The organism is Paramagnetospirillum kuznetsovii, from assembly GCF_003284725.1.
GTDB lineage: Bacteria > Pseudomonadota > Alphaproteobacteria > Rhodospirillales > Magnetospirillaceae > Phaeospirillum > Phaeospirillum kuznetsovii.
The window spans coordinates 111,446-137,021 of record NZ_PGTO01000001.1 but is presented as its reverse complement, the minus strand read 5'-3'; the positions used below and the strand labels follow the sequence as shown (position 1 = coordinate 137,021).

At 65.3% G+C, this 25,576-nt stretch carries 25 protein-coding genes and 1 tRNA gene; 11 read left to right on the top strand and 15 right to left on the bottom strand.

The genetic code is table 11. The annotated features are described in order from the left end of the window. Positions 1–191 precede the first annotated feature (191 nt). From CU669_RS00580 to trpS, 7 genes are all read right to left on the bottom strand, one after another. On the bottom strand, positions 192–1,043 hold the full coding sequence (locus CU669_RS00580) for a glucosaminidase domain-containing protein (RefSeq protein ID WP_112141868.1): 852 nt from the start codon (positions 1,041–1,043) through the stop codon (positions 192–194). A 246-nt stretch (positions 1,044–1,289) separates the two neighbouring features. Continuing rightward, a complete protein-coding gene (locus tag CU669_RS00575) occupies positions 1,290–1,838 on the bottom strand; it encodes a NifU family protein (RefSeq protein WP_112141867.1) in 549 nt (182 codons plus the stop codon). A 171-nt stretch (positions 1,839–2,009) separates the two neighbouring features. After that, complete coding sequence (locus tag CU669_RS00570) at positions 2,010–2,477, bottom strand: universal stress protein (protein WP_112141866.1); 468 nt, start codon at positions 2,475–2,477, stop codon at positions 2,010–2,012. 150 nt (positions 2,478–2,627) lie between these two features. Further along, on the bottom strand, positions 2,628–3,347 hold the full coding sequence (locus CU669_RS00565; protein ID WP_239988457.1) for a TIGR02186 family protein: 720 nt from the start codon (positions 3,345–3,347) through the stop codon (positions 2,628–2,630). Between the two features lie 95 nt (positions 3,348–3,442). Then, the gene (locus CU669_RS00560; protein ID WP_112141864.1) at positions 3,443–4,378 is read right to left on the bottom strand and encodes a sulfite exporter TauE/SafE family protein; all 936 of its coding nucleotides are present in this window, start codon (positions 4,376–4,378) and stop codon (positions 3,443–3,445) included. A gap of 92 nt (positions 4,379–4,470) precedes the next feature. After that, positions 4,471–5,478, bottom strand: coding sequence for a DUF2333 family protein (locus CU669_RS00555; RefSeq protein ID WP_112141863.1), 1,008 nt, complete (start codon positions 5,476–5,478; stop codon positions 4,471–4,473). After that, positions 5,475–6,473, bottom strand: coding sequence for a tryptophan--tRNA ligase (trpS, locus tag CU669_RS00550; RefSeq protein WP_112141862.1), 999 nt, complete (start codon positions 6,471–6,473; stop codon positions 5,475–5,477). The genes CU669_RS00555 and trpS overlap by 4 nt, the downstream gene beginning before the upstream one ends. A gap of 209 nt (positions 6,474–6,682) precedes the next feature. Between trpS and CU669_RS00545 the strand changes: the two genes are divergently transcribed. Continuing rightward, positions 6,683–7,597 carry an adenylate/guanylate cyclase domain-containing protein gene (locus tag CU669_RS00545; RefSeq protein WP_112141861.1) on the top strand — a complete coding sequence of 305 codons (915 nt, stop codon included), beginning with the start codon at positions 6,683–6,685 and terminating at the stop codon, positions 7,595–7,597. 3 nt (positions 7,598–7,600) lie between these two features. Here CU669_RS00545 and CU669_RS00540 read toward each other — a convergent pair whose 3' ends face one another. The 3 genes from CU669_RS00540 to CU669_RS00535 are packed head-to-tail and all read right to left on the bottom strand — an operon-like array spanning position 7,601 to position 11,564. Next, positions 7,601–9,304: a methyl-accepting chemotaxis protein gene (locus CU669_RS00540; protein WP_112141860.1), complete on the bottom strand. Its 1,704-nt coding sequence runs from the start codon at positions 9,302–9,304 to the stop codon at positions 7,601–7,603. A gap of 56 nt (positions 9,305–9,360) precedes the next feature. After that, positions 9,361–9,531: a hypothetical protein gene (locus CU669_RS21265; protein WP_161539552.1), complete on the bottom strand. Its 171-nt coding sequence runs from the start codon at positions 9,529–9,531 to the stop codon at positions 9,361–9,363. A 5-nt stretch (positions 9,532–9,536) separates the two neighbouring features. After that, positions 9,537–11,564, bottom strand: a complete 2,028-nt coding sequence (locus tag CU669_RS00535; RefSeq protein WP_112141859.1) for an elongation factor G — start codon at positions 11,562–11,564, stop codon at positions 9,537–9,539. Between the two features lie 291 nt (positions 11,565–11,855). Between CU669_RS00535 and CU669_RS00530 the strand changes: the two genes are divergently transcribed. The 3 genes from CU669_RS00530 to CU669_RS00520 all read left to right on the top strand — a co-directional run bounded on the left by CU669_RS00530 (position 11,856) and on the right by CU669_RS00520 (position 13,900). Further along, the gene (locus tag CU669_RS00530; protein ID WP_068493447.1) at positions 11,856–12,194 is read left to right on the top strand and encodes a P-II family nitrogen regulator; all 339 of its coding nucleotides are present in this window, start codon (positions 11,856–11,858) and stop codon (positions 12,192–12,194) included. 61 nt (positions 12,195–12,255) lie between these two features. Further along, complete coding sequence (gene glnA / locus CU669_RS00525; protein WP_112141858.1) at positions 12,256–13,668, top strand: type I glutamate--ammonia ligase; 1,413 nt, start codon at positions 12,256–12,258, stop codon at positions 13,666–13,668. Between the two features lie 155 nt (positions 13,669–13,823). Then, positions 13,824–13,900: transfer RNA gene (locus CU669_RS00520), tRNA-Pro, on the top strand. A 133-nt stretch (positions 13,901–14,033) separates the two neighbouring features. On the opposite strand, the gene CU669_RS00515 is transcribed toward CU669_RS00520, so the two are convergent. Continuing rightward, the gene (locus CU669_RS00515; protein ID WP_112141857.1) at positions 14,034–14,798 is read right to left on the bottom strand and encodes an enoyl-CoA hydratase; all 765 of its coding nucleotides are present in this window, start codon (positions 14,796–14,798) and stop codon (positions 14,034–14,036) included. Between the two features lie 108 nt (positions 14,799–14,906). Here CU669_RS00515 and CU669_RS00510 point away from each other — a divergent pair, with 108 nt between their 5' ends. Together CU669_RS00510 and CU669_RS00505 are read left to right on the top strand one after the other, a co-directional pair. Then, positions 14,907–15,650 (top strand): 3-deoxy-manno-octulosonate cytidylyltransferase, encoded by a 744-nt coding sequence (locus CU669_RS00510; protein WP_112141856.1) that lies wholly within the window; start codon positions 14,907–14,909, stop codon positions 15,648–15,650. 10 nt (positions 15,651–15,660) lie between these two features. Further along, a complete protein-coding gene (locus CU669_RS00505) occupies positions 15,661–16,530 on the top strand; it encodes a prephenate dehydratase (protein WP_112141855.1) in 870 nt (289 codons plus the stop codon). Between the two features lie 129 nt (positions 16,531–16,659). Here CU669_RS00505 and CU669_RS00500 read toward each other — a convergent pair whose 3' ends face one another. Next, positions 16,660–17,280: an SIS domain-containing protein gene (locus CU669_RS00500; protein ID WP_112141854.1), complete on the bottom strand. Its 621-nt coding sequence runs from the start codon at positions 17,278–17,280 to the stop codon at positions 16,660–16,662. Positions 17,281–17,291: 11 nt separating this feature from the next. Continuing rightward, positions 17,292–18,404, bottom strand: a complete 1,113-nt coding sequence (gene wecB / locus CU669_RS00495; RefSeq protein ID WP_112141853.1) for a non-hydrolyzing UDP-N-acetylglucosamine 2-epimerase — start codon at positions 18,402–18,404, stop codon at positions 17,292–17,294. Positions 18,405–18,544: 140 nt separating this feature from the next. Here wecB and purH point away from each other — a divergent pair, with 140 nt between their 5' ends. The 5 genes from purH (at position 18,545) to gmhB (ending at position 24,856) form a co-directional block, all read left to right on the top strand. Beyond that, entirely contained in the window at positions 18,545–20,125 is a 1,581-nt protein-coding gene (gene purH, locus CU669_RS00490) for a bifunctional phosphoribosylaminoimidazolecarboxamide formyltransferase/IMP cyclohydrolase (RefSeq protein WP_112141852.1), read from the top strand. A 17-nt stretch (positions 20,126–20,142) separates the two neighbouring features. Then, a complete protein-coding gene (locus CU669_RS00485; RefSeq protein WP_112141851.1) occupies positions 20,143–20,856 on the top strand; it encodes a glycosyltransferase family 2 protein in 714 nt (237 codons plus the stop codon). Positions 20,857–21,095: 239 nt separating this feature from the next. Continuing rightward, on the top strand, positions 21,096–22,994 hold the full coding sequence (locus CU669_RS00480) for a glycosyltransferase family 39 protein (RefSeq protein WP_112141850.1): 1,899 nt from the start codon (positions 21,096–21,098) through the stop codon (positions 22,992–22,994). 1 nt (position 22,995) lies between these two features. After that, a complete protein-coding gene (locus CU669_RS00475) occupies positions 22,996–24,285 on the top strand; it encodes an RsmB/NOP family class I SAM-dependent RNA methyltransferase (protein ID WP_112141849.1) in 1,290 nt (429 codons plus the stop codon). A 1-nt stretch (position 24,286) separates the two neighbouring features. Beyond that, complete coding sequence (gene gmhB, locus CU669_RS00470; protein ID WP_112141848.1) at positions 24,287–24,856, top strand: D-glycero-beta-D-manno-heptose 1,7-bisphosphate 7-phosphatase; 570 nt, start codon at positions 24,287–24,289, stop codon at positions 24,854–24,856. Here gmhB and CU669_RS00465 read toward each other — a convergent pair. Both CU669_RS00465 and CU669_RS00460 read right to left on the bottom strand, forming a co-directional pair. Beyond that, on the bottom strand, positions 24,840–25,235 hold the full coding sequence (locus CU669_RS00465; protein ID WP_112141847.1) for a type II toxin-antitoxin system VapC family toxin: 396 nt from the start codon (positions 25,233–25,235) through the stop codon (positions 24,840–24,842). The two genes, gmhB and CU669_RS00465, sit on opposite strands and share 17 nt — an antisense overlap. Then, the gene (locus tag CU669_RS00460) at positions 25,232–25,477 is read right to left on the bottom strand and encodes a type II toxin-antitoxin system VapB family antitoxin (protein ID WP_112141846.1); all 246 of its coding nucleotides are present in this window, start codon (positions 25,475–25,477) and stop codon (positions 25,232–25,234) included. Before CU669_RS00460 ends, CU669_RS00465 begins: the two co-directional genes overlap by 4 nt. Between the last annotated feature and the right edge of the window lie 99 nt (positions 25,478–25,576).

Below are 25,576 nucleotides of genomic sequence, written 5' to 3'. Positions count from 1 at the left end.
GCCCTTCCATCAAGATGGGTGGTCCCGGTCAAAAAGTAAGGCATAGGGAAGGGCTTGGGCCAGGACCGCCGCCGGACACAGCAAGGCAAGTCCCAGGATGGCAAAGGCGGTACGACCCTGCACGGGCTCCTCCCTCGGCGAAAGCGGAAGAGCGATGCTACGCCGAGGGTTGGAGCTTGGAAAGACTCAGCTCAACTGGCCGAGGCCATGCGTCCGGGCAATGCCCGGCCCAGGCGGGCGCGGTCGAAGCGAACCAGATCATTGCGCCGCATCAGCGCCCGGATGGTGCCGACATAGGCGTCGCCCCGTTCGGAATAGCCGTGCAACGCCGCCACCAAGGCCTGGCCGTCCGGCGCGATGCCGCGGGCGCGGGCGGTGGCGCGGGCGCGGCGCAGCTCGTCATAGGCGCGATGGGTGTTGAGGTTATGGACATAGGCGCGGACCGCCTCGTAAAGCGAGGCGAAATTGCGCATGGCGGTTTCCTCGCCCGGCACCTCGACGGTATGGCCGAACAGATTCTGGCTGCGCCGCACCAGTTGCGAGGTGCCCCAGCCGGATTCCTCGGCCGATTGGGCCAAGGCCAGGGACGGCGGCACCACGTCGACACGGCTGATCAGCTTCTTGAGATTGCCGTCTTCCACGTCATAGCGGCGCGCCAAGGCGTTCAGCCACTGACTGTCGCTGGGCGAAAGGGACTGGCCGGCCGACTTGCGGGCGGCCAGGTCCAGCAGACGGGCGCGGTCGTTGGCGATTTCCTCGTCCACCGCCAGCACCAGCGGCAGCATGACGCGCAGGAACACCGCCTTCTTGGTGTCGGTATCGGGAAGGTCGTCCAGATCCTTGGGAACCTGGGCCAGGAACAGCGGCGGCACGTCGGTCAAGCCCTGGCCGACATCGTCGAGGCTGTAACCCATGCGCTGGAATGCCCGATCGAGGCGGGCGGCGCTTGAAATGTCTTCCCGGCTGAGATAGGCGGTTTCCGCCGCCGACGGCATGGCCCGCTCGGCGATCCGGACCGGCGGACGCGAACCCTGGAGAACCATGGTAAACAGCCCGCCAACGGCACCGAGAACGGCGACCAAACTGAAGGCTATGAATAGTCGGGATCCGATTGACCCGTGCGCCATGTCGGCTCACCTCGCTTTATGTTGCAGTGCAATATTAAGCGGTACCGTAGCGGCTTGTTTTCGAAAAAGCAACCCTAACCGTCGCCGGGGCTTGGAACAAAAACAAAACACCCTTCGCGGCCGACCCGCGAAGGGTGTCAGGACTTGTTTTATTTCAAGGAGTTAGTCGACGGCCTGAACGGCCATCACCTCGGGGACATAGTACTTCAGCATGTTTTCGATGCCATGCTTCAAGGTGGCGCTGGAGCTGGGGCAACCGGAACAGGCGCCCTGCAAATGCAGATAGACGATGCCGTCCTCGAAGCTGCGGAAGATGATGTCGCCGCCATCCTGGGCCACCGCCGGACGCACGCGGGTGTCCAGCAGTTCCTTGATCTGCATGACGATGCCGTCGTCGTCGCCCGAGGCGGCCGCATCGTCCTCGCCCTCGTTGATCACCGGCTGGCCCGAGGAGAAATGCTCCATGATGGCGGCCAGGATTTGCGGCTTGACCGCCTGCCAGTCGGCGGCATCGGCCTTGGCGACGGTGATGAAATCGGTGCCGAGGAAGACGCTGGTCACGCCTTCGACCGCGAACAGGCGGGTCGCCAGCGGCGAGCGGGCGGCGCGGGAGGAATCGGCGAAATCGGCGGTGCCATGACCCATCACGACGGTTCCCGGCAGGAACTTCAAGGTGGTGGGATTGGGCGTGGGTTCGGTCTGGATGAACATGGCGATCCTTATGGTCGGCGCTGCATTGGCTCTTAGAAATGGCGCTCCGACCATCTGGAGTCAAGGACTTGGGCATTGATGAATTGAATGGAGCGTAGCGACTGGCGCATTGTCTTTAGACCCGGGCGGGCAATTGCCCGCAGGGAGCGCCCGGCGCCTGAGGGACACATATTACGTTATCTGGTCGATCTGCTCGGCGGTCAGGCTGCCGGGAACGATGGTCACCGGCACGCGAAGCTTGCCCACATACTTGCCGGTCAGCGCGGTGACCAGCGGCCCCGGCCCCTTGGACCCGGTGTCGGCGCCCAGAACCAGGACCGAAATGGACGGTTCCTCGGTGATGACCTTGATCAGTTCCTCGCGGGGGTCGCCCTCGCGCACATAGAGCACCGGCATATGGCCGGACACCGAATTGACCTCGCCGGCCAGACGATCGAGCAATTCCTCGGCGGCCTGGCGCGCCTCCTGGCGCATCAGATTGCCGATGGAGGCGAAATGCTGGTATTCCGCCGGTTCGATGACGCGCAGCAAGGCCACCTGACCGCCGGAAGAGCGGGCGCGGCGGCAAGCGAATCGCAGCGCCGCCCGCATTTCGGGGGAATCATCGACCACCACCAGGAAGACACGACTGGACGGCATGATCTCGCCTCCCTTATCCGGCGGTCCAAATGCTTTGGCCCGCCTAATTGTCCCTCAAATGCCGGGCGCTCTCGCTTGGCTTACGCGCCATGAGGCGCGGCGGCCTTGGCCTTGCCTCCAAGCGAATGAAACCTCATTCGCTTGTCGGAGTTATCCCTTCTTGAACGCCACGGCCGCCAGCCAACCGGCACCGGCGGCCAGCAGAATGGCGATGATGCCGTAGGCGGCGGCCTGATGATGGGCGAAATCGTAGACATCGGCGCCGACGCCGATCTTGCTCACCACCAGGGGCGTGGTCTGGGCGCTGACCACCTGACGGTCAACCACCAGATAGACCTCGACCATATAGGTTCCCACCGGCACATTGGCGGGAAAATGCATGTCGGTGCGGAACAGGCGCTGGCTGAGCATGCCGATTTCCTGCACGCCGGTGCCGTAAAGGCCGGACTTCTGCTTCAGGCGTAACAGGGCCTGGCGATAGTCCGCCTTGTCCACGTCGCCGTCCTTGACCGCGATGTCGATGTCCAGATGGTCAAGCCCGATCTGGTGACGATCCAGGATGACCGTCGGCGCGATGTCCTCGAGTGGCCGAGTCGCCGCCACCCGATAGAAGGAGGGCGCGCTGTCCACCTTGCCGGTGCCGGAATTGATCCAGATCCCGCTGGTGCGTGCCTTGCGCCGCAGGGTCTCGGGCTTGGCGGGGCCGCGCACCACCACCACCACGTCGCCGCCGCTCTTGCCGTCCACTTCCTCGATGGCGCCGAACAGCAGCACGTCGGTTCCGGCGAAACCGGTGGTGATGGCCACCAGATGGCTGGACAGATCGGCCACCAGCGGCTCGACCGCGCGGGCGGGAAGCGCCCATGCCATGGCGACGCAGAGAAGGACGATCCGAACGAGCCCTTGGGCTCGGAGTTGCGGGCAAAGCCCGGCGCTTGAGGGACTATGCGACAGAACACCACCCATCAGTGCTTGCCCCCGGTTCCGGCCGCGAACAGTTCGCCCGGCACGGTGACCATGTCGAACAGCAGCTTGGCGCAGACGCCCAGCACCATCAGCGCCAGCAGCGAGCGCAGCTGCTCGCCCTTCAGCTTGACGCCGAAACGGGCGCCGACCTGGGCGCCCACCACGCCGCCCAGCAGCAAGAGCAGGGCCAGCACCACGTCCACGGTGTGGTTCATGGTCGATTGCAGGAAGGTGGCGTTGGCGGTGACGAAGATGATCTGGAACAGCGAGGTGCCCACCACCACCGCGGTGGGCATGCCCAACAGATAGATCATGGCCGGAACCATGATGAAGCCGCCGCCGACGCCCATGATGGCGGCCAGGATGCCGACGAACAGGCCGATGATGGCGGGCAGGATGGCGCTGATATAGAGCTTGGAGCGGCGAAAGCGCACCTTGAGCGGCAGGCCGTGCAGCCAGCTATGCTGGTGCAGCTTGCGTTTGGGCGCAACGGTTCCGCCCGCGGCATGCTTGCGGCTGGTGTTCAGCGCCTGGATGCTTTCGATCAGCATCAAGCCGCCGACGATGCCCAGGAAAACGATGTAACACAGCGAGATGACCAGATCGATCTGGCCCAGGCTGCGCAGCCAGCGAAACAGAAAGACGCCGAATGTCGAGCCGACGAAGCCGCCGCCGGTCAGGATCAGCCCCATCTTGATATCCACGTTGCCGCGCCGCCAATGGGCCAGCACGCCGGACACCGACGAGGCGACGATCTGGTTGGCCTCGGTTCCCACCGCCACCGCTGGCGGCACGCCCAGGAATATGAGCAGCGGCGTCATCAGGAAGCCGCCGCCGACCCCGAACAGGCCCGACATGAAGCCGACGCCGCCACCCAGTCCAAGGATGACGAAGACGTTGACCGACATTTCAGCAATGGGAAGGTAGATCTGCATTCCCGCCGTCCCCCGTGCCCCCCCTGCGCTCTCCCGGCGCATCTGGGCTATCTCGGTTTTCGCTCCAACCGAGGCGGAAGGCAATAGGAATTTTACGGTTTTCTAATATTTAGTCCCGCCAGCATTTCAGCGGCTTGCATCCTGGCCCGCAGCGTCAGGTAGCCCTGGGCGGCGAGATGGTTGGGCAGGAAGCTGGAATCCGGCGCCCCGCTCCACACCATCCACGGACGCAGATGGGCGGCGGCGGCCAGTTGTTCCACCAGACGGGTCCAGTTCTCGGTCTGGCGGCGCTCGGCCAAGGCCGTCTCGAAATCGCGACCCAGGTCGCGCAGCACGATGGAATGGGCGTAAAGGCGCCCCTTGTTGCCGTAGAACACCCCGGCGACGGTGAAATCCAGGAAGGGATAGCGTTCGGCCGCCAGATGATGGTCGATGGCGGCGGCGCAGTCGTCCAGGTCGCGGATCACCGCCTCGACCACCGCCGCCAGGGCTTCCGGACGACGGTCGAAGCTGGCGGTTCCCGCCGACAGATAGTCGTTGAAGCGGTCCAGCGAGCGCTGGGCGTTGCGATACTGCTTTTCCGCCGAGGCGGTGGGCAGCCAGCTGGTGCGGGTGTCGAACTTCCACACGGTGCCGGGATATTTCAGCAGACCGGCGGCGTTGTTGAGATCGCTGTCGGGACCATTGGGGCCATAGCCCGGTCCCTTCTCGCCCGCCATGGCGGCGGTGACCTTGGACAGGGCGCCCACCAGACCCAGCTGGAAGGCGGGCATGTCGCGCAGCCAGCCGCCCGGCGTGAAGAACGGGTCGTTGGCCCGCCAGCGGCTGACCTCCAGCTCGCGGTTGATCAGGGCGGCGGCCACCGCGACCGCCCGCGAGCGATTGCCGGTCGCCGTCTGAACGGTGGAATTGGGCGAAACGGTGAAATTGGGATTGTCGTCGATCTTGCTGATGATCAGCATGATCACCGGGAAGACCAGCACCACGACCGCCGCCACCGCCCAGATCACGAAGCGGCGCGACGGATGGCGCAGCAGTTCGCCCAGCAGCCGCAGCAGGCCGATGGTCGCGAACAGGGCGGTGTCGAGGATTTTCTTCACGGCTTATGGAACCCCACGATCTCGTAGACCTCGGACATGATCGGCCGGGCGATGGCGTCGGCCCGCTCGGCGCCCGAGCGCAACACGGCGTCCATATGGCTGGTATCGCTCATCAGCCGCTTCATCTCGGTATTGATGGGGCCCAGCACCGAGACGGCCAGATCCACCAGTTCCTTCTTGAAGTCCGAGAACTGGCGGCCTTCGAACTGGGCGATCACCTGGGTCTTTTCCTTGTCGGCCAGGGCGGCGTAAATGCCCAGCAGATTGGAGGCCTCGGGACGGCCTTCAAGACCCTCGATACCGCCCGGCAACGGTTCCAGATCGGTCTTGGCCTTGCGGATCTTCAAGGCGATGGTGTCGGCATCATCGGTCATATTGATGCGCGAATAATCGGATTCGTCGGACTTGCTCATCTTCTTGGTGCCGTCGCGCAAGGACATGATGCGCGCCGCCGCCCCGAAGATCAGCGGCTCGGGCAGCGGGAAGAAGTCGACGCCGTAATCGTTGTTGAATTTCTGGGCGGTGTCGCGGGCCAGTTCCAGATGCTGCTTCTGGTCCTCGCCCACCGGCACATGGGTGGCGCGGTAGGCCAGGATGTCGGCGCTCATCAGATTGGGATAGGCGAACAGGCCGACCGAGGCGTTTTCCTTATGCTTGCCCGCCTTGTCCTTGAACTGGGTCATGCGGTTCAGCCAGCCCATGCGGGCGACGCAGTTGAAGATCCAGGCCAACTGGGCATGGGCGGGCACCATGGACTGGTTGAACACGATGTGCTTGGAGGCGTCCACTCCGGCGGCGATCATGCCGGCGGCTACCTCGCGGGTGTTCTTCACCAGTTCCTTGGGGTCTTGCCACAGGGTGATGGCATGCATGTCGACGATGCAGAAGATGCACTCGTACTCGGATTGCAGGCGCACCCAGTTGCGGATGGCCCCGAGATAATTGCCGAGATGGAGGTTTCCGGTCGGCTGAACGCCGGAAAAAATGCGCTGCATGGCTGATCATGGCTCCGGGAGAATTCTATCGGGCTCAGGTATACCCTGCGAGGCGGCAGCGTCAAGACACCTGAGCAGCCGGGAGAAGGCTTGAAAATTGCCACGGATGAACACAGATACCCGCTGCGCGGGACACAGATAGGAAATTCATCTGTGCTTATCTGTGTTCATCTGTGGCTGAATCAAAAGCTTATCCGCAAGGAAGCCCAATGCCCGATCGCAAACCCATCATCCTGACCCGATCCTGCGGCACCCGCATCGCGGTGCCCACAGGCGCCAGCGTGCTGGACGCCTTTCGCGCTCACGGCATTGCCCATGCCTCGGTGTGCGGCGGCAAGGCGCGCTGCACCACCTGCCGGGTGCGGGTGCTGCATGGACTGGAATTCGTGGCGGCACCCGGGCCGCTGGAGGTGGACGCCCTGGCCCGCATCGGGGCGCCGCCGGAAGTGCGGCTGGCCTGCCAGCTCTGCCCCACCGCCGATCTGACGGTGATGCCGCTGCTGCCCGCCGACGCCACCGCCGAGGATGTCATGGGCAAGGGCGGTCTGGATGGCCGCGAGGGCGAGGTGGCGGTGCTGTTCGTCGACCTGCGCGGCTCCACCACCCTGGGAGAGGCGCGGCTGCCCTACGACGTGCTGTTCATCCTCAACCGCTTCTTTCTGGAGATGAACCGCGCCCTGGTGGCAACCAATGGCCATTATTCCAATTTCACCGGCGACGGGCTGATGGCCTTGTACGGACTGGAACGTGACGACCCCGCCCAGGCGGTGCGCGACGCCCTGGCCGGGGCCAAATCCATGCTGGCGGCCATGGAGCGCATCAACCGAGACCTCGCCACCGAACTGGCCCAACCGCTGCGCATCGGCATCGGCATCCATGCGGGCGAGGCCATCGTCGGCACCATGGGACCGCCCATGGCCCAGATCGTCAGCGCCATCGGCGATATGGTGAACACCGCCGCCCGGTTGGAGGGGCTGACCAAGGATTACGGCTGTTCCGTGGTGATTTCCCGCCATGCCGCCGAACTGGCGGGGCTTTCGCTTCCGGCCGAGAGCCTGAGGACGGCGGTGGTCAAGGGCCGAGCCGAGCCGGTCGAGGTCCATGCCCTCGACCGGATCTCCTGAAATTCAGGCGGCGCGCACCTTGGCGACGAAATCACCCACGGTGCGGCGCAGGGTTCCCGATTGCGCCGACAGCGCGCGGGCGGCGTCCAGCACGGTGGCCGAGGCTTGCCCAGTCTCCCCGGCGGCGTTGGTCACGCCGGAAATATTGGACGAGACCTCCTGGGTGCCGCGTGCGGCCTCTTCCACGTTGCGGGCGATTTCCTGGGTGGCGGCCGATTGCTCCTCCACCGCCGAGGCGATGGCCGAGGAAATCTCGTCGATGCGGCCGATGGTGGCGCTGACGTTGCGGATGGCTTCCACCGCCCGACCGGTCTCGGTCTGAACCGAATTGATCTGCTGGGCGATCTCGTCGGTGGCCCGCGCCGTCTGATTGGCCAGATTCTTGACCTCGCCCGCCTCGCCCGCCTCGCCCGCCTTGCCCGCCTTGCCCGCCTCGCCCGCCCGCGCCGCCTCGATGGTGGCGTTCAGCGCCAGAAGATTGGTTTGGCTGGCGATGTCGTTGATCAGACTGATGACCTGGCCGATACGGCCGGCCGCCTCGGCCAGACCGCGCACGATGGCATCGGTATGGGCGGTCTCCTCCACGGCGCTGCGGGCGACCTGGGCGGATTCGCTCACCTGACGGCCGATTTCGCCCACCGAGCTTGACAGTTCCTCGGCGGCGGCGGCCACCGTCTGCACATTGGCGGCGGCCTGATCGGAAGCGGCGGCCACGGCGGTGGCCTGGGCCGCCACCTGACCGGCCAGGGCCGACATGGTCTGTGCCGTCTGCTCCATGTCGCCCGACGCGCTGGCGACGCTATCGACCACCTGGCCCACGCTGGTTTCAAACTCGCCGGCCATGCGGTTCATATTGGCCCGATTCTGCTCCTCGGCGCGGTGCTTGGCCGCGGCCGCCTCGGCTTCCAAGCGCTTCTTGTCCAGGGCATTCTGCTTGAACACCTGGACGGAACGGGCGATGTCGCCCACCTCGTCCTTGCGGTCCTGGCCGCCTACCTCCACCGAGGTGTCGTCCTTGGCGAGGCGTTCCATCACGGCGATGGACGCCGCCACCGGCACCGTGATGGAGCGGATGATCAGCAGGGTCATGACCAGGGCGCCGACCAGGCCGACCACCGATACGGCGACGGAGAAGGTCCGGGTCGCGGCATAGGTCTCCTCGGCCGCGTTGAAGTCCATCTTGCCGACCCGGATCTGAAGCTGCTCCAGGGAGGACAGGATGTCAGTGGCGGCGACGAATCGTTTCGCAATCTTGTGGTCGGGAGACGTCATGGCCTTGGCTCCGGCCAGATCGCCGCCCTGGATCGCGGCCATGGCCATCGCCCGATCGGCACGAGTGGCGGCAAGACCGGCGCTGAAACGGTCGGCCAGGATCTTTTCCTCGGGCACCAGGTTGGTGGCGGTATAATCCTTCCATTCCTTGTTGATGAGGCTGTCGTATTCGGCGATCTTGCCCAGGTGAGCTTGCCGCTGGGCATCGCTCGGTGCGTCGACGGCCCACATCAGTCGGGTGCGGATGCGCTGGAACGCGTTCTGGATATTTGCCAGTTGTCCCAGACAAATCACCCGATCCTCGTAAATGGACTTCATGCGCGCTTCCATGACGCCCATGCCGTTGATGCCGAGCGAGGCGACGACCACCGTAAGGACGACGGTCAAGACCGTCAGCCCCAACAGACGGGTGGAAATGCGGAGATTGGCGAACATGGCGGAGTTCCTCGGACCCTGGACAGAAAACCGCCCCAAGGGGCGACGGCTATGGGTCATGCCATATTTTCGTCTATGCGCAAGGTATTGGCCAGGATGCCCGGTTTCGCACAGACAAAATCCACACCTGAATCCGAGCAATAAATTTCCAGCCGTTTCCAGTCTTTGATCAAAAAACAAGAAAGGCGCGCCATGAGATAGCGCGCCTTTACATTGCTGCCATGCATTTTGGTCAGGCGTTTTCCAGCGCCTGCTTGCGGAGTTCCACAACTTTTTCGGCAACACGGCCGATCAATTCCTGTAAATGGTCGAAAGCCCAGGAGAAGGTTCCGACTCCCATGGTCAGCGAACGCAATTCGACGATCAGATCGTCCATCTCCGCCTGGGGCAGATAGGCCGACACCGTGTCCCAACCCTGCCAGCCCGCCTTGGCGTCGAAGCCGAGGATCTGGCCGCGGCGGCCGGAGACGATGCGCTGGGCCTTGGCGGTGAAATCGGCGGGAACCGAAATCTCCACCAGCAGGATGGGTTCCAGCAGCACCGGGTCGCATTGGGGCATGCCTTCGCTCATGGCGATGCGGGCCGCCGTCTTGAACGCCATGTCGGAGCTGTCCACCGCGTGATAGCTGCCGCTGGTCAGGGTCACCGACAGGTCCACCACCGGAAAGCCGAACGGACCCTGGTGGAGGAATTCGGCGACGCCGTGCTCGACGGAGGGAATGTACTGGCGCGGCACCACGCCGCCGACGATCTTGTCGATGAAGTGGAAGCCCTGGCCGCGCGGCAGCGGCGCGATATCCAGATGAACATCGCCGAACTGGCCGTGGCCGCCGGACTGCTTCTTGTGGCGGCCGTGGACCGAGACGGCTTTGCGGATGGTTTCCTTATAGGGAACCGTCGGCTTCTTGGTCACCACCTGCATGTTGAAGCGGCTTCTCAGCCGGTCGATGGCCACTTGCAGATGGATCTCGCCTTGGCCGCGCAGCACCAACTCGCCGAATTCGCCATGTTCCAGACCGAGCGAGGGGTCTTCCTCGGACAGTTTGGCGAGCGCGCCGGTCAGCTTGACGTCGTCGCCCTTCTTCTCGGCCTCCAGGGCGAAGGCGAATAGGGGCTTCAGGGGCTCCGGCCAGGGCGCCAGGCCGGGTTCGTCGGAGCCCAGCGCGTCACCGGTGGCCACCGGATCGAGACGGCCGAACGCCACCAACTCGCCGCTGGCGGCCTTGGCGGTCTTGGTGGGCGTGCCGCCGGTCATGGCGTACAGGCCGCCGATGCGCGATCCACCCACCGTCTGGTTGTCGGTGAACTCGCCGCGCCAGACGCGCACGAAGCTGAGCTTGCCGGTATGGGCGGCATGCACCGTCTTGAACACCTGGGCCAAGGGTCCGCCGGAGGATTGAATGCCGAGGCGGGCCGCCGTGACGCCGGGATCGGGCACGTCATGGCGCAGCGCCTTGAACAGGCGATGGATGCCGCCGTCGTTCTCGGCCGAGCCAAAGAACACCGGCACGATCAGATCCTCGGCCAGATCCTTGCCCAGATCGGCATAGACCTCGTCGGTGGGCGGCTGGATGTCTTCCAGCAGCTCTTCCATCAGATGGTCGTCGAAATCGGCCAGATGCTCCAGCAGCTCCTGGCGGGCCAGGGCCTCCTCGCTTTTCAGCGCGTCGGGGATCTTGATCATCTGCGAGGTCTGGCCGGGGCGGTATTTATAGGCGCGCTCGGACACCAGATCGATATAGCCGGTGACCGCGTCGCCCTCGCGGATGGGGATCTCGCGCATGATCAGCGGCCGGTCGGACACCGCCTGCAGCGCGTCCAGGGTCTCCTTCAGCCTTGTGCCGGCGGCGTCGATCTTGTTGACGAACAAGATGTGCGGGATCTTGCGCTCGTCGAGGAATTTCAGCACCGGCGCCACCATGACGGCGCGGGCGGGATCGGGCTCGCACACCACGATGGCGGCGTCCACCGCCATCAGGGCGTTATAGGCGTCCTGCTGGAATTCCACCGAGCCGGGACAATCGATGAAGCTCCAGCTTTCGCCCAGATAGGTGGTGGTGGCGATATTGGGCTCGACGCTCATGAAGCGGGCGCGCGCCTCGGCGCTGGAATCGCCGACGGTGGTGCCGTCCTTGATGCGGCCCTGGCGCGTGATGGAACCCGAGGCCAGCAGGAGGGCTTCGAGCAGGCTGGTCTTGCCGCTGGCGAACGGGCCCACCAGGGCACAGGCGCGGGGCAGGGATGGAGACTTGGCGGTCATGAACCCTCCGGACGTCGATCTTATGGGTCGCGGCCGATATTCCCCTTGGCCGCGCTGATCCCATGGTTCCAGGTGAATCCCACGCTGGCAACAGCGAATTCGCGCATGCCAGCACGCCGCTCTTAGGTCGGCTGCCCAAGATTTAGGCTGGTTTGCCCGAATTTACGGCATAAATCCTGGCGACCGGACTGATATTGCCCACTTTTCCCGGTGGTAGAACTGGCATAAGCCGTGCTAAATGAGTCGCGCGTTCGACGCGGGTTCAACGCCACTCCTTTAGACGGCGGTTTCATGAAGAAGATCGAAGCGATCATTAAGCCCTTCAAGCTCGACGAGGTGAAGGAAGCCCTTCACGAAGTCGGTTTGCAGGGGCTCACCGTGACCGAGGCCAAGGGCTTCGGGCGGCAAAAGGGGCATACCGAGCTTTATCGCGGCGCCGAATACGTGGTGGATTTTCTGCCCAAGGTGAAGATCGAGCTGGTCATCGAGGACAATCTGGTGGAGCGCGCCGTCGAGGCCATCCAGCAGGCCGCCCACACCGGGCGCATCGGCGATGGCAAGATTTTCATCTCGACGGTGGAGGAAGCCATCCGCATCCGCACCGGCGAGCGCGGCAACGACGCCATCTGAGCTCCGCGCCACCTCACCTTAATTCTATCCGTACCAACTCTCAGCTATCAGGAATCTGACCATGTCCGACGACGTCAAGAAGGTCCTCGAACTGATCAAGGAAAACGACGTGAAATACGTCGATTTCCGTTTCACCGATCCGCGCGGCAAGTGGCAGCACACCGCCCAGCACGTCTCCACCGTCGACGCCGAGATGCTGAACGAAGGCATCATGTTCGATGGCTCGTCCATCGCTGGCTGGAAGAGCATCAACGAGTCCGACATGATCTTGAAGCCCGACCCGGCTTCCGCCGTCATGGACCCCTTCGCCGCGCAGCCGCAGCTGATCATCAACTGCGACATCGTCGAGCCCGCCACCGGCCAGCTCTATGACCGCGACCCCCGTTCCATCGCCAAGCGCGCCGAGGCTTTCGTGAAGTCGTCGGGCGTGGGCGATTCCACCTATTTCGGCCCCGAGGCCGAATTCTTCGTGTTCGACGACGTCAAGTACGAACTCGGCATGAACAAGGGCTATTACGAGCTGTGCTCGGAAGACGGCGTCGAGGCCCAGGGCCGCGACTTCGCCGAGGGCAATCTGGGCCACCGTCCGGGCGTCAAGGGCGGCTATTTCCCGGTTCCGCCGGTTGACGGCCACGTCGACATGCGCGCCGAGATGCTGACCGTCATGGGCGAGATGGGCCTGCCCATCGAGAAGCATCACCACGAAGTGGCCTCGTCGCAGCACGAACTGGGCATCAAGTTCGGCAGCCTGGTCCAGGCCGCCGACTGGATCCAGATCTACAAATACGTGGTCCACAACGTGGCCGCCTCCTACGGCAAGTCGGCCACCTTCATGCCGAAGCCCATCTATGGCGACAACGGCTCGGGCATGCATGTGCACCAGTCCATCTGGAAGGCGGGCAAGCCGCTGTTCGCCGGGTCCGGCTATGCCGACCTGTCGGAGACCGCGCTGTACTATATCGGCGGCATCATCAAGCACGCCAAGTCCATCAACGCCTTCACCAACCCGCTGACCAACAGCTACAAGCGCCTGATCCCCGGCTTCGAAGCCCCGGTCCTGCTGGCCTACTCGGCCCGCAACCGCTCGGCCTCCTGCCGCATCCCCTACTCGGCCTCGCCGAAGGGCAAGCGCGTCGAGGTCCGCTTCCCCGATCCGGGCGCGAACCCCTACCTGGCCTTCTCGGCCATGCTGATGGCCGGCCTGGACGGTATCGCCAACAAGATCCACCCCGGCGATCCCATGGACAAGAACCTGTACGACCTTCCCCCGGAAGAGCTGTCCCAGGTTCCCACCGTCTGCGGTTCCTTGCGCGAAGCCCTGGAGGCCCTGCGGGCCAGCCACGACTTCCTGTGCAAGGGCGACGTGTTCTCGAAGGAATTCATCGAGAGCTATATCGAGCTCAAATACGAGGAAGTCTACCGCTTCGAGCACACCCCGCATCCGGTCGAATTCCAGATGTACTATTCGGTCTGATCCGAGTCATCGGTTCCGTCCGCGAAACCCCCGTCGGGAAACCGGCGGGGGTTTTTGCTTGGGTGAACAATGGTGGCGCCCAGATGGCGCAAACGCGCGAGAATCCCTTTGCGAACCCAGGATGTTGGCGCTATAAGAAGCGCCTCGCAGGCGACCGGAGTGTAGCTCAGCCTGGTAGAGCACTGTCTTCGGGAGGCAGGGGCCGGAGGTTCGAATCCTCTCACTCCGACCAGCGAAAGCCCTGGCGAACCAACGGTTTGCCGGGGTTTTTCATTTTCCGGGGGATTGTCGGCCTTCCCTGGAAGGCCCGATGGACGGTTGTACGGATGGAATCAGGGTGGCCGTATGCCGACATCGTCCTCTCGCTAGCGGCACTTCGAGAAATCCGGGGGCCGTTTTTCCGAAAAGGCGGCCACTGCTTCCTTCAATTCGGGTCGCGTCAGGCATTGGTCGAACACCAGGGCCTCGCGGGTCAGGCGATCCATCACCGGCTCGGGCGGCGTCTTCATCAGCGCCTTGACCATCCGCATGGTGGCGCGCGGCTTGGCGGCGAGCTTGCGCGCCGCCGTCATGGCCACCGCGTCCAGTTCGGCATCGGGCACCACCGCGTTGATCAGCCCCGCCGCCAGCGCGGTCTCGGCATTGAACGGCTCGCCCAACAGCAGCATCTCCGCCGCCTTGCGGTGACCGGCGAGGGCTGGCAGAGTCATGCTGGACGCCGCTTCCGGCACGATGCCCAGATTGATGAAGGGCGTCAGGAATTTTGCGGTGGGCGAGGCATAGGCGAGATCGCAATGGGGAAGGATGGTGGCGCCGATCCCCATGGCGGCGCCGCGCACGGCCGCGACCACGGGCTTGCCTGCCCCGGCCACCGCGCGGATGAAGCCGTCGGCCACCGACCCGGACAGCTTGTCCCAGGTCAGGAAATCGGGCAGGTCGTTGCCCGCGGTAAAGTCGGCGCCGACCCCGGTCAGCAGGAAGACTCCGACCGCGTCGTCGGCCTCGCCCTTGGCAAAGGCGGCCGCCAGGGCTTCGTACATGGCGCCGATCAGGGCGTTCTTCTTGTCCGGCCGGTTGATGCGGATCACCTGCACGCCGTCGTCCAAATGGGATAGGACCAAGTCCGTCATCGTCGCCTCCTCGTTCATTTTGACGGGAGTTTAGCCGAGCGCAGGCGGCTGGCAAGTCGCTCGCGACCCATATATGGTTGAACCCGCCCTTTATCAGCGGATGCAGCCATGGCCCTCAATCCCGTCGTCATCATTCCCGCCCGCATGCACGCCACCCGCCTGCCGGGCAAGCCGCTGGCCGATATTCATGGCGAACCCATGATCGTGCATGTGTGGCGGCGCGCCGTCGCCGCCGGGATCGGGCCGGTGGTGGTGGCCTGCGCCGAGCGCGCGGTGTTCGACGCGGTCCACGCCCATGGCGGCAACGCGGTGATGACCGATCCCGATCTGCCCACCGGCTCGGACCGGGTATGGCAGGCGCTGGAACAGATCGATCCCGACAGGGGCTTCAACGCCATCGTCAATGTCCAGGGCGACCTGCCCACCATCGATCCGGCGGTGATCCGCGCCGTCTTCGCGCCGCTGAAGGCCAAGGGGGTCGATATCTCCACCCTGGTGACCGAAATCACCCTGGACGAGGAACGCACCAATCCCAACGTGGTCAAGGCGGTGGTCTCCGTGGCCCCTGGCGCCCGGGTCGGCCGGGCGCTGTATTTCTCGCGCGCCACCGTGCCCGCCAATGCCGGGCCGCATTACCACCACATCGGACTTTATGCCTATCGCCGCAAGGCGCTGGCCAAGTTCGTGGCGCTGCCCCAAGGGGTTTTGGAACAGCGGGAAAAGCTGGAACAGCTGCGCGCCCTGGAAAACGGCATGCGCATCGATTGCGCTTTGGTTGACACGGTTCCGCTGGGTGTCGATACTCCCGCCGACCTCGAGAGGGCCCGCGCCCTGCTGAACGCGCCCCGCTGAAACGGTGACCATGACCGATACGCCCGATCCCAGCCGCGCTATCGCCTTCCAGGGCGAGCCCGGCGCCTATTCCCATCTGGCCTGCCGCAACGCTTATCCGGCCATGGAGCCTTTGCCCTGCGCCACCTTCGAGGACACCTTCGCCGCCGTGCGCGAGGGCCGCGCCCGCTATGCCATGATTCCCATCGACAATTCGGTGGCGGGCCGCGTCGCCGACGTCCATCACCTGATGCCCTATGCCGGGCTGCACATCATCGCCGAGCATTTCGAGCGCATCAGCCATCATCTGCTGGCGGTGCCCGGTGCCACGCTTGCGACCATCAAATCGGTGAAGAGCCATGTCCACGCCCTGGGCCAGTGCCGCAATCTGATCCGCGAGCTGGGCCTGAAGGCGATCGTCGGCGCCGATACCGCCGGTTCGGCCGCCGAAATCGCCGAGAAGAAAGACCCCACCGTCGCCGCCATCGCCTCGGAACTGGCGGCCGAGGCCTATGGGCTGGTGTCGCTGAAGGCCAATATCGAGGACGCCGCCCACAACACCACCCGCTTCGTGGTCATGGCCCGCGAGGCCGTCGAGCCCAATCCCAACCAGCCCTGCGTCACCACCTTCGTGTTCCGGGTGCGCAACGTGTCGGCCGCGCTGTACAAGGCGTTGGGCGGCTTCGCCACCAACGGCATCAACATGACCCGGCTGGAAAGCTACATGGTGGGCGGCGAGTTCGCCGCGACGCAGTTCTATTCCGACGTGGAAGGCCATCCCGCCAACCGCAATCTGCGCCAGGCGCTGGAGGAGCTGGACTTCTTCAGCCACGAGGTCCGCATCATCGGCGTCTATCCGCTGCACCCGTTCCGCATGAAGCAGCGCCCTCCGGCGGAGTAGGGGGCTGGGCGTTTTCCCATAGGCCCGCATCATGATGTCCACGGCGGTGGACTCGCTGTCCCGGCAGGTCGAGGACGACATCGGCAAGCTGGACTGGACCACCGTGCGCCAGATATGGCGCACGCCGCTCTAGAACTTCCGGGCGCCCACCAGATCGCGCGGCATGCGGTTCATGCGGATGAACTGGGCCAGGACATGCATCAGCGACTGGTGGACATCCTCGATGATGCCGTAATTGTCGGCGCTCACATGCAGATTGACGTCGGCCAGCTTGGCGGTGCGCCCGCCGGTAAAGCCGGTCAGCGCGATGGTGGCCATGCCGTTGTCCTTGGCCCATTGGACGGCGCGCACCACGTTTTCCGAATCGCCCGACGAGCTGATGGTGATCAGCACGTCGCCGGGGCGCCCGAAGGTCTTCAGCTGGTAGGCGAAGACCTCGGCATAGTCCAGGTCGTTGGCGATGGCGGTCAGCATCTCCATGGTCGACGACAGCGAGTGGACGCGGGGGCGCAAAGCGGTGTCGGTCTGGATGCCCTTGGCGTGGTCGCAGACCAGATGGTTGGAAATGGCCGCCGACCCGCCGTTGCCGCAGGCATAGACATGGGCGTCGGCCTCCAGGGCGCGGCTCAGCACGATCTCGGCGGCGGCCAACGCGCTTTTCGGCACCGAGGCCAGCGCCTGGGTCACCTGTCCGGTATAGGCCTCGTAGAAGGCGGCGATGCTGGAATGGGGCTTTTCCGGGAACGACATTGGACTGGTCCTTAGGTAAAAGCGGTTTCCAGAACCGAAACGATGCGCCGGGCGGCATGGCCGTCCCAGAATTCCGGGATGCGTCCGGCCTTGCCGCCTCCGGCCAGGGCCTCGCGGGCGCAGGCCAGGATACGGGCGGGATCGCGGCCCACCAGGGTATTGGTGCCGAATGCCACCGTGGCGGGGCGCTCGGTGTTGTCGCGCAGCGTCAGGCAGGGGATGCCCAGCGCCGTGGTCTCTTCCTGGATGCCGCCGGAATCGGTCAGAACCAGCGTCGCATTCTTCATCAGCCCCAGCATGGCCAGATACCCCTGCGGCCCCAGCGGCAGGATGGTCTTGCCGTCCAGCTTGGCCGACAATCCGCAGGACTCGATGCGCGCCCGGGTGCGCGGATGCAGCGGCAAAATCACCGGCAGATCGCGGCCGATCTCCGAAAGGCAATCCAGCAGGCAGCCCAGCACCGAGGGATCGTCCACATTGGAGGGGCGGTGCAAGGTGGAGACAGCGAAACGATCCACCACCGGCAATCCGGCGGCGGCCAGGGTTTCGGCGGGGCTGATGGCGCGGGGCAGGTTGGCGACAAGGGTGTCGATCATCACATTGCCGACGAAATGGATGCGCGCCGCGTCGATGCCCTCGGCGGTCAGATTGGCGGCGGCGGAACGTTCGGTGGTGAACAGCAGGTCGGAAATCTGGTCGGTCAGCACCCGGTTGATCTCTTCCGGCATGGCGCGATCGCGTGAGCGCAGACCGGCTTCCACATGGATCACCGGAATGCCCTTCTTGGCGGCGACCAGGGCGCAGGCGATGGTGGAATTGACGTCGCCCACCACCAGGAGGATGGGATCCTGGGCGGCATCGAGCACCGGCTCGAAGCGGATCATCACCTCGGCGGTCTGCACCGCGTGGCTGCCCGATCCGACTCCCAGATTGGATTGAGGCGCTGGCATGCCCAGCTCGGCGAAGAATTTCTCGTTCATGTCGGGGTCGTAGTGCTGGCCGGTATGGACCAGCATGGGCGTCAAGGCCGCAGAGTCCCTCAAGGCGGCGACGATGGGCGCCGCCTTCATGTAATTGGGTCGGGCGCCGACCACGCAGACAACCGTTCTGGACCGCTTCGTCATGACCGGGAAACCTGTTGGAGCAAGGGGTTGTATATAGCCGTCACGGCCGATGAGCTCTAGCGAAATTTCCCGCCTGCCCTCGGGCGCGGCCTGTGCTATATCCCCCCACAAATCCCGTTCGTGCCGGAGACTTTTTGCCCATGTCCGACCTGATGCCCGTCCGCCGCGCCCTGATCTCGGTCTCCGACAAGACCGGCCTGATCGATTTCGCCCGCTTCCTGGAAGCCCAGGGCGTCGAGATCCTGTCCACCGGCGGCTCGGCCAAGGCCATCCGCGACGCCGGGATCAAGGTGGTGGAAGTGGCCGATCACACCGGCTTCCCCGAGATGCTGGACGGCCGCGTCAAGACCCTGCACCCCAAGGTGCATGGCGGCCTGCTGGGCATTCGCGGCAATGCCGAGCACGAGGCGGCCATGAAGGCGCATGCCATCGCCCCCATCGACCTGCTGGTGGTCAACCTCTATCCCTTCGAGGCCACGGTGGCCAAGGGCGCCGAATATGACGAATGCGTCGAGAACATCGATATCGGCGGCCCCGCCATGATCCGCGCCGCCTCCAAGAACCACGCCGCCGTCACCGTGGTGGTGGACGTGGAGGACTACGCCGTGGTCAAGGCCGAGATGGAAGCGAACAAAGGCTCGACCACCCTCGGCTTGCGCAAGACGCTGGCGGCCACCGCCTATGCCCGGACCGGCGCCTATGACGCCGCCATCAGCCAGTGGTTCGCCAAGGAATTGGGCGACACCTTCCCCCGTCGCGTGGTGGTGGCGGGCGAATTGAAGCAGTCGCTCCGCTACGGCGAGAACCCCCATCAGGCCGCCGCCTTCTATGTCACCGGCCATCATCGCCCCGGCGTCGCCACGGCAAAGCAGCTCCAGGGCAAGGAACTGTCCTACAACAATCTCAACGACACCGACGCCGCCTATGAACTGGTGGCCGAGTTCGAGGCGCCCGCCGTCGCCATCATCAAGCACGCCAATCCCTGCGGCGTCGCCACCGGCGCCGACATCGTCTCGGCCTACAAGGCGGCGCTGGCCACCGATCCGGTCTCGGCCTTCGGCGGCATCGTCGCCATCAACCGCCGCCTGGACGGCGCCACGGCGGAAGAGATCGCCAAGCTGTTCACCGAAGTGGTGATCGCGCCGGAAGCCGATGACGCCGCCGTGGCCGCCTTCGCCGCCAAGAAGAATCTGCGCCTGCTGGTGACCGGCGGCATGCCGGACCCCAATGAAGCGGGCATGACGCTGCGCCCCGTCGCGGGCGGCTATCTGTTCCAGACCAAGGACAACGGCCGGGTCAGCTTGGCCGAGCTGAAGGTGGTGACCAAGCGGGCGCCGTCGGAGCAGGAGCTGAAGGATCTGCTGTTCGCCTTCCGCGTCTGCAAGCACGTCAAGTCCAACGCCATCATCTATGTGAAGAACGGCACCACCGTCGGCATCGGCGCCGGTCAGATGAGCCGGGTGGATTCATCGCGCATCGCCGCCTGGAAGTCCCAGGAAGCGGCCACGGCCGCCGGTCTGGCCCAGCCGGAGACCATCGGTTCGGTGGTGGCGTCCGACGCCTTCTTCCCCTTCGCCGATGGTCTGCTGGCGGCGGCGGCGGCGGGCGCCACGGCGGTGATCCAGCCGGGCGGCTCCATGCGCGACGCCGAGGTCATCGCGGCGGCGGATGAAAAGGGCCTTGCCATGGTGTTCACCGGCATGCGTCACTTCCGGCACTAATCCCCAGGAGCGAGCCGATGTCCCTTACCAAGCTGACCATCGTCATTCCCTGCTACAACGAGGAAAAGACGCTGGAGGCCATCGTCGACCGGGTGATCGCCGCCGACCGCTGCGGCCTCGATTTGGAAATGGTCATCGTCGACGACGGCTCGCGCGACAAGTCGGTCGAGGTGATGAAGGCGCTGGCCGCCAAGCATCCCCAGATCAAGACGGTGGAACACGGCATCAACCAGGGCAAGGGCGCCGCGCTACGCACCGGCTTCCAGCATGCCACCGGCGATATCGTGCTGGTCCAGGATGCCGACCTGGAATACAGCCCGTCCGATTATCCCAAGCTGTTGAAGCCATTTCTGGACGGCCGCGCCGATGTGGTGTTCGGCTCGCGCTTCAAGGGCGGCGACGAAAGCCGGGTGCTGTATTTCTGGCATTCCATCGGCAACCGGGTGCTGACCCTGACCTCCAACATGTTCACCGACCTGAACCTCACCGACATGGAGACCTGCTACAAGGCCTTCAAGCGTGAGATCATCCAGAGCGTGACCATCATCGAAAACCGCTTCGGTTTCGAGCCCGAGATCACCGCCAAGGTGGCCCGCATGCGGCCGCGTCCCCGCATCTATGAAGTGGGAATCAGCTATTCCGGCCGGACCTACGAGGAAGGCAAGAAGATCGGCTGGCGCGACGGCGTGCGCGCTCTTTACTGCATCATCCGCTACAACCTGCTGGATTGACATGCGGCTGATGGCGGCCTGGGTCTGGGTGGTGCTGGTTCTGGCGCTGTATCTGGCCCAGTTTCGCGGTCTGCTGCCGACCGTGAGCGGCGTGTTCCAATGAGCGCACTCCGTTCCATTGCCGTCACCCCCGCGAAAGCGGGGGTCCATGCCACGGTCAGCGAGAACGCCAAGCGCCAGGGCATGCGCCGCCGATCCATGGATTCCCGCTTTCGCGGGAATGACGGGTGGGAGGTGAGATGACCGTGCTTACCGCCCTGCTGATGGCGCTTGCAGCTTTGGGCTGGGGCGCCCTGGCGCTGCGGGCCTGCGGCGTGGCGGGCGAGCTGCCGTGGCGCGAACGCGCCGCATGGTCGTTCGGACTCGGTATGGGCATTCTCGGCTGGCTGGGCTTTTTCCTCGCCCTGGCCGCTCGGGTGGATGCCATGGCCATCGCGGCGGTCCTGGTCGCCGGTCTGCCCGGCCTGTGGCTGCTGCGACCCATCGGCCGCGATCATGAACCCTTGACGCCGTGGACCTGGGCGTTGCTGGCTGCGGCGGCCTTCATCGCCCTGGGCGATCTGGCGGAAGGTCTGGCACCGCCCACCGACGCCGATTCCCTGGCCTATCATTTCGCCATCCCCCGCGAGATTCTGCGCCGGGGTCATCTGATCTTCGTGCCGCGCGCCGCCGATGGGGCGATTCCGCTGTTGCAGCAGATGAGTCATATGCTGGCGCTGGGCCTGGGCGGCGAGCAGGCCATGACCCTGTGGGCCGGGCTGTCGGGCTGGGCGGCGGTCTTCCTGACCTATGCCGTCGGGCGGCGCCACCTGTCGCGGGACTGGGCCTTGGCCGCCGCCGTGGCGGTGGCCAGCCTGCCCGCCGTGCTCTATGGCGGCGGCTCCGGGCAGGTGGAGACCCGCATGGCCGCCTTCACCACCATGGCTTTGGTGGCGGTGATGGAATCGCGCCGTCGGCCCGGTTTGGCCTGGGCGGCGTTGGCGGGACTTGCCGCCGGATTCTGCATGGCGTCGAAATATCCCGGCCTGCTGGTCACCCTGCTGTGCGGGGTGGCGGTGCTGGCCCAGCGGGGTGGACTGGCCAAGGCGGCGGCGTTCTCGGCGGCGGCGCTGGTGGCGGGTTTGCAATGGTATGGCTGGAACTGGGCCAATACCGGCGATCCGGTGTTTCCCATGCTGTTCGGGCTGGTCCCTTATCACCCGGCGACCCCATGGAACGCCGCCCAGCACGCTTTGTTCAAGGTCTGGGGCGCCCATATGGAATCCCCCTTGCCGCGCGGTTTGGCCGATATTCTGAGCTATCCCTGGCGGGTGACCTTCGCGCCGCCGGATTCCCTCGATGCCGGGCGGACCGGGTTGGGGCCGCTGGCCATGCTGCTGGCGCCGTTCGCCGTCTTGGGCGCCTGGCGGCATCGGACCCATCCGGTGGTGCGGTCATGGCTGGTGGCGGCCCTGATCGGCCTGGGATTCTATGCCCTGTGGTCGGTGTTCGGGGCGTCGCAGCGGGTGCGCCACTACCTGCCCTTCATGCCCATGGTCGTCATCGGTCTGCTGGCGGCATCGTTGCGCGGCACGCCGAGGCTGCCGCTGGCGGCGGGGCTGGCGGCGGTGATCCTGATCCAGGTGGGGGGCCAAGCGGTCTTCGCCAGGAATTTCGTCCATCGCCTGACCGCCCATGAAAGCCGCACCGCCTTCGTCGAGCGCAATGTGGGCTGGGCCTATGGGGTCACCTGGGCCAACGCCCATCTGGGGCCGTCGGACAAGATCATCACCAATCAGCGCCAATGGCTGTATCTGCTCGATCCCCCCGCCCTGTTCGTCACCCCCAATCAGCAGGCGGAGGTGGAAGTCCGCGAGGACAACACCGAACCGGCGCCGTTCTGGCGGCAGCTTCGCCGCAACGGCATCAGCCACGCCATGCTGCCCGATAGTCTCGCCGCCCTGGCCACCCAGGCGGGTGGCGACGGCCTGCCACCCATGATGGGCCGCCTGCTGGCCCTGGGCTGCGCCGGGGTGGTGGAGGAATTGCAGGGTCCGGCGCCGCCCGCATCGCGCACCCTGTCCACCGGGACGGGAAGGTCGAGCGTCGTCGTCCTGGCTCTCAAGACCCGGGGCTGTCCCCTGGACGAAGGAAAATGACTTGAAAAAAGCCCATAGCTCTCCGCGTGCCTTGGCCCTCGACCTGCTGTCGGCCGTGCTGGACCAGGACCGCCTGCTGGACGAGGTGCTGGAGGATTCCCGGCTGGGCAAGCTGGACGAGCGCGATCGCGGCTTCGTCCGCCTGCTGCTGGCCACCACCTTGCGCAGGCTGGGCCAGATCGACGCCCTGATCGCCGCTTGCGTGGAAAAGCCGCTGGCTGCCAAGTCGGCCCCGGTTCAGCACGCGCTCCGGCTCGGCATTGCCCAGTTGCTGTTTCTCGACGTGGCGCCGCACGCCGCCATCTCCACCAGTGTCGATCTGGTCAAGAACACCCAACTGGCCGGATTCGCCAAGCTGGTCAACGCGGTGCTGCGCCGCCTGGACCGCGACGGCAAAGCCATGGTGGCGTCCCAGGACGCCGCCCTGCTCAACACGCCCGACTGGCTGTGGCGGTCGTGGACGCGGACCTATGGCGAGGAGACGACGCGGGCCATGGCCGCCGCCCATCTGGTGGAAGCGCCCATGGACATCACCGTCGCCCATGATCCGGCTGGCTGGGCCGGGCGGCTGGAGGCGGAGTTGCTGTCCACCGGCAGCCTGCGCCGCGCCGGTGGCGGCGCGGTGGCGGGCATGTCGGGCTTCGACGACGGCGGCTGGTGGGTCCAGGACGCCGCCGCCGCCCTGCCCGCCCGATTGCTGGGCGACGTGGCGGGCAAGTCGGTCGCCGATCTGTGCGCCGCCCCCGGCGGCAAGGCGCTGCAACTGGTGACGGCGGGGGCCAGGGTGACGGCGGTGGACCGCTCGGCTAAGCGGCTGGTGCGTTTCACCGCCAATTTGAAGCGGCTGGGCCTTGCCGCGACGGTCGTCGAGGCGGATGCCGGGGCGTGGACGCCGCCGGAACCGTTCGACGCCATCCTGCTGGACGCGCCGTGCTCGGCCACCGGCACCTTGCGCCGCCACCCCGACGTCGCCCTGCACAAGAACCCCGCCGAGGTCACCAAGCTGGCCATGGTGCAGGAGCGGCTGCTGAAGGCGGCGGTGGCCATGTTGAAGCCGGGCGGGCTGCTGGTCTATTGCGTCTGTTCGCTGGAACCGGAAGAGGGCGTCGAACAGGTGGAGCGCCTGCTGGCCTCGGGCGCGCCCCTGATCCGCATTCCCATCGCGGCCGGGGAGCTGGGCGGTCTGGGCGAGCTCATAACGCCCCTCGGCGATTTGCGCACCTTGCCCTGCCACCTTGCGGACAAGGGCGGCATGGATGCATTCTTCGCGGCGCGACTGCAAAGGATCTGACATGACGGAACGGCGTTTCGTGCTGATCGACCGCGACGGCACCATCAATGTGGAAGTGAACTACCTGTCCGACCCCGACCAGCTGGAACTGTATCCCGGCGTCGGGGCGGCCATCCGGCGGCTGAACCGCCTGGGCCTCGGCGTGGCGGTGGTGACCAATCAGTCCGGCGTGGCGCGCGGCTATTTCGACATGGCCCGGCTCGAGGAGATCCACACCCGCCTCTACGCCATCCTGGAAGCCGAGGGCGCCGCCATCGACGGCATCTATATCTGCCCTCATGCGCCGGAAGACGACTGCGACTGCCGTAAGCCGCTGCCCGGTATGGTGATGCAGGCGGTGGCGGAACATCGCTTCGACCCCGCCCGCTCCTTCATGATCGGCGACAAGACGGTGGACGTGGAACTGGGCCGGAGCGTCGGCGCCACCACCTTCCTGGTGCGCACCGGCCATGGCCCCAAGCATGTGGAGGGCAGCACCGCCGACTATGTGGTGGACGACCTGCCCGCGGCGGTGCGCATCATCGAAAAGCTGCTGGTGGCGGAAGGGGCGGCACTTAAAGAGCCGCGGTGAGATCCGTTCTTGAAAAGTCGTCACCCTTGAACAACAGCGGAAGATTCCTGGTCTTGGCCAGGGCATAAGCGAAGACATCGCCGAAGTTGAGCCCGGCCGGATGGCCGCTTCCCTTTCCGTAGAGAACGAAGGCGTTGAAGGCGGCGTCCATCTCCGCCGGGCCGGGGGCAACCACCTCGAAGCCCGGCATGCGCATGAGATCGTCCAGGAGGACCACGGCGCGGGGACCGAAACGGCCAAATCCGACCATACGCGCCTCCACCGCCGATACGGTGCTGATCAACGCCCGTTCCGCCCGCTGCAGACGGTCCAGATAGCGGCGGCAGTCCGGCTCGTTGAGCAGGATGGCGATCAGGGCCGAGGTATCGACGGCAATCACTTCGGCAATCCCATATGGTCGTATTCAACCGCGTCGAACGCGTCGTGACGTGGCGCGAGCTGATGCATCTGGGCGACGATCGCCTCGATCCCGCCCCATGGCGCAGGCTCTGCCCTATCCGCCAGCTCCGCCAGCATGCGGTCCACCGCCGCTTCCACCACGGCGGTCTTGCCTAGGCTGGTTGCGCGGGCAAGGCGATTGATCTTAGCGACGACCTGGGGGTTGGCGATCTGGATGGACATCTTCGCCTCATATACATATATACAGTGTCACTATACATAATCCATGCCGCAATCGCCAGCTTTGGTCTTGAGCTTGCGGACGGTCCGGCCCACGATCAC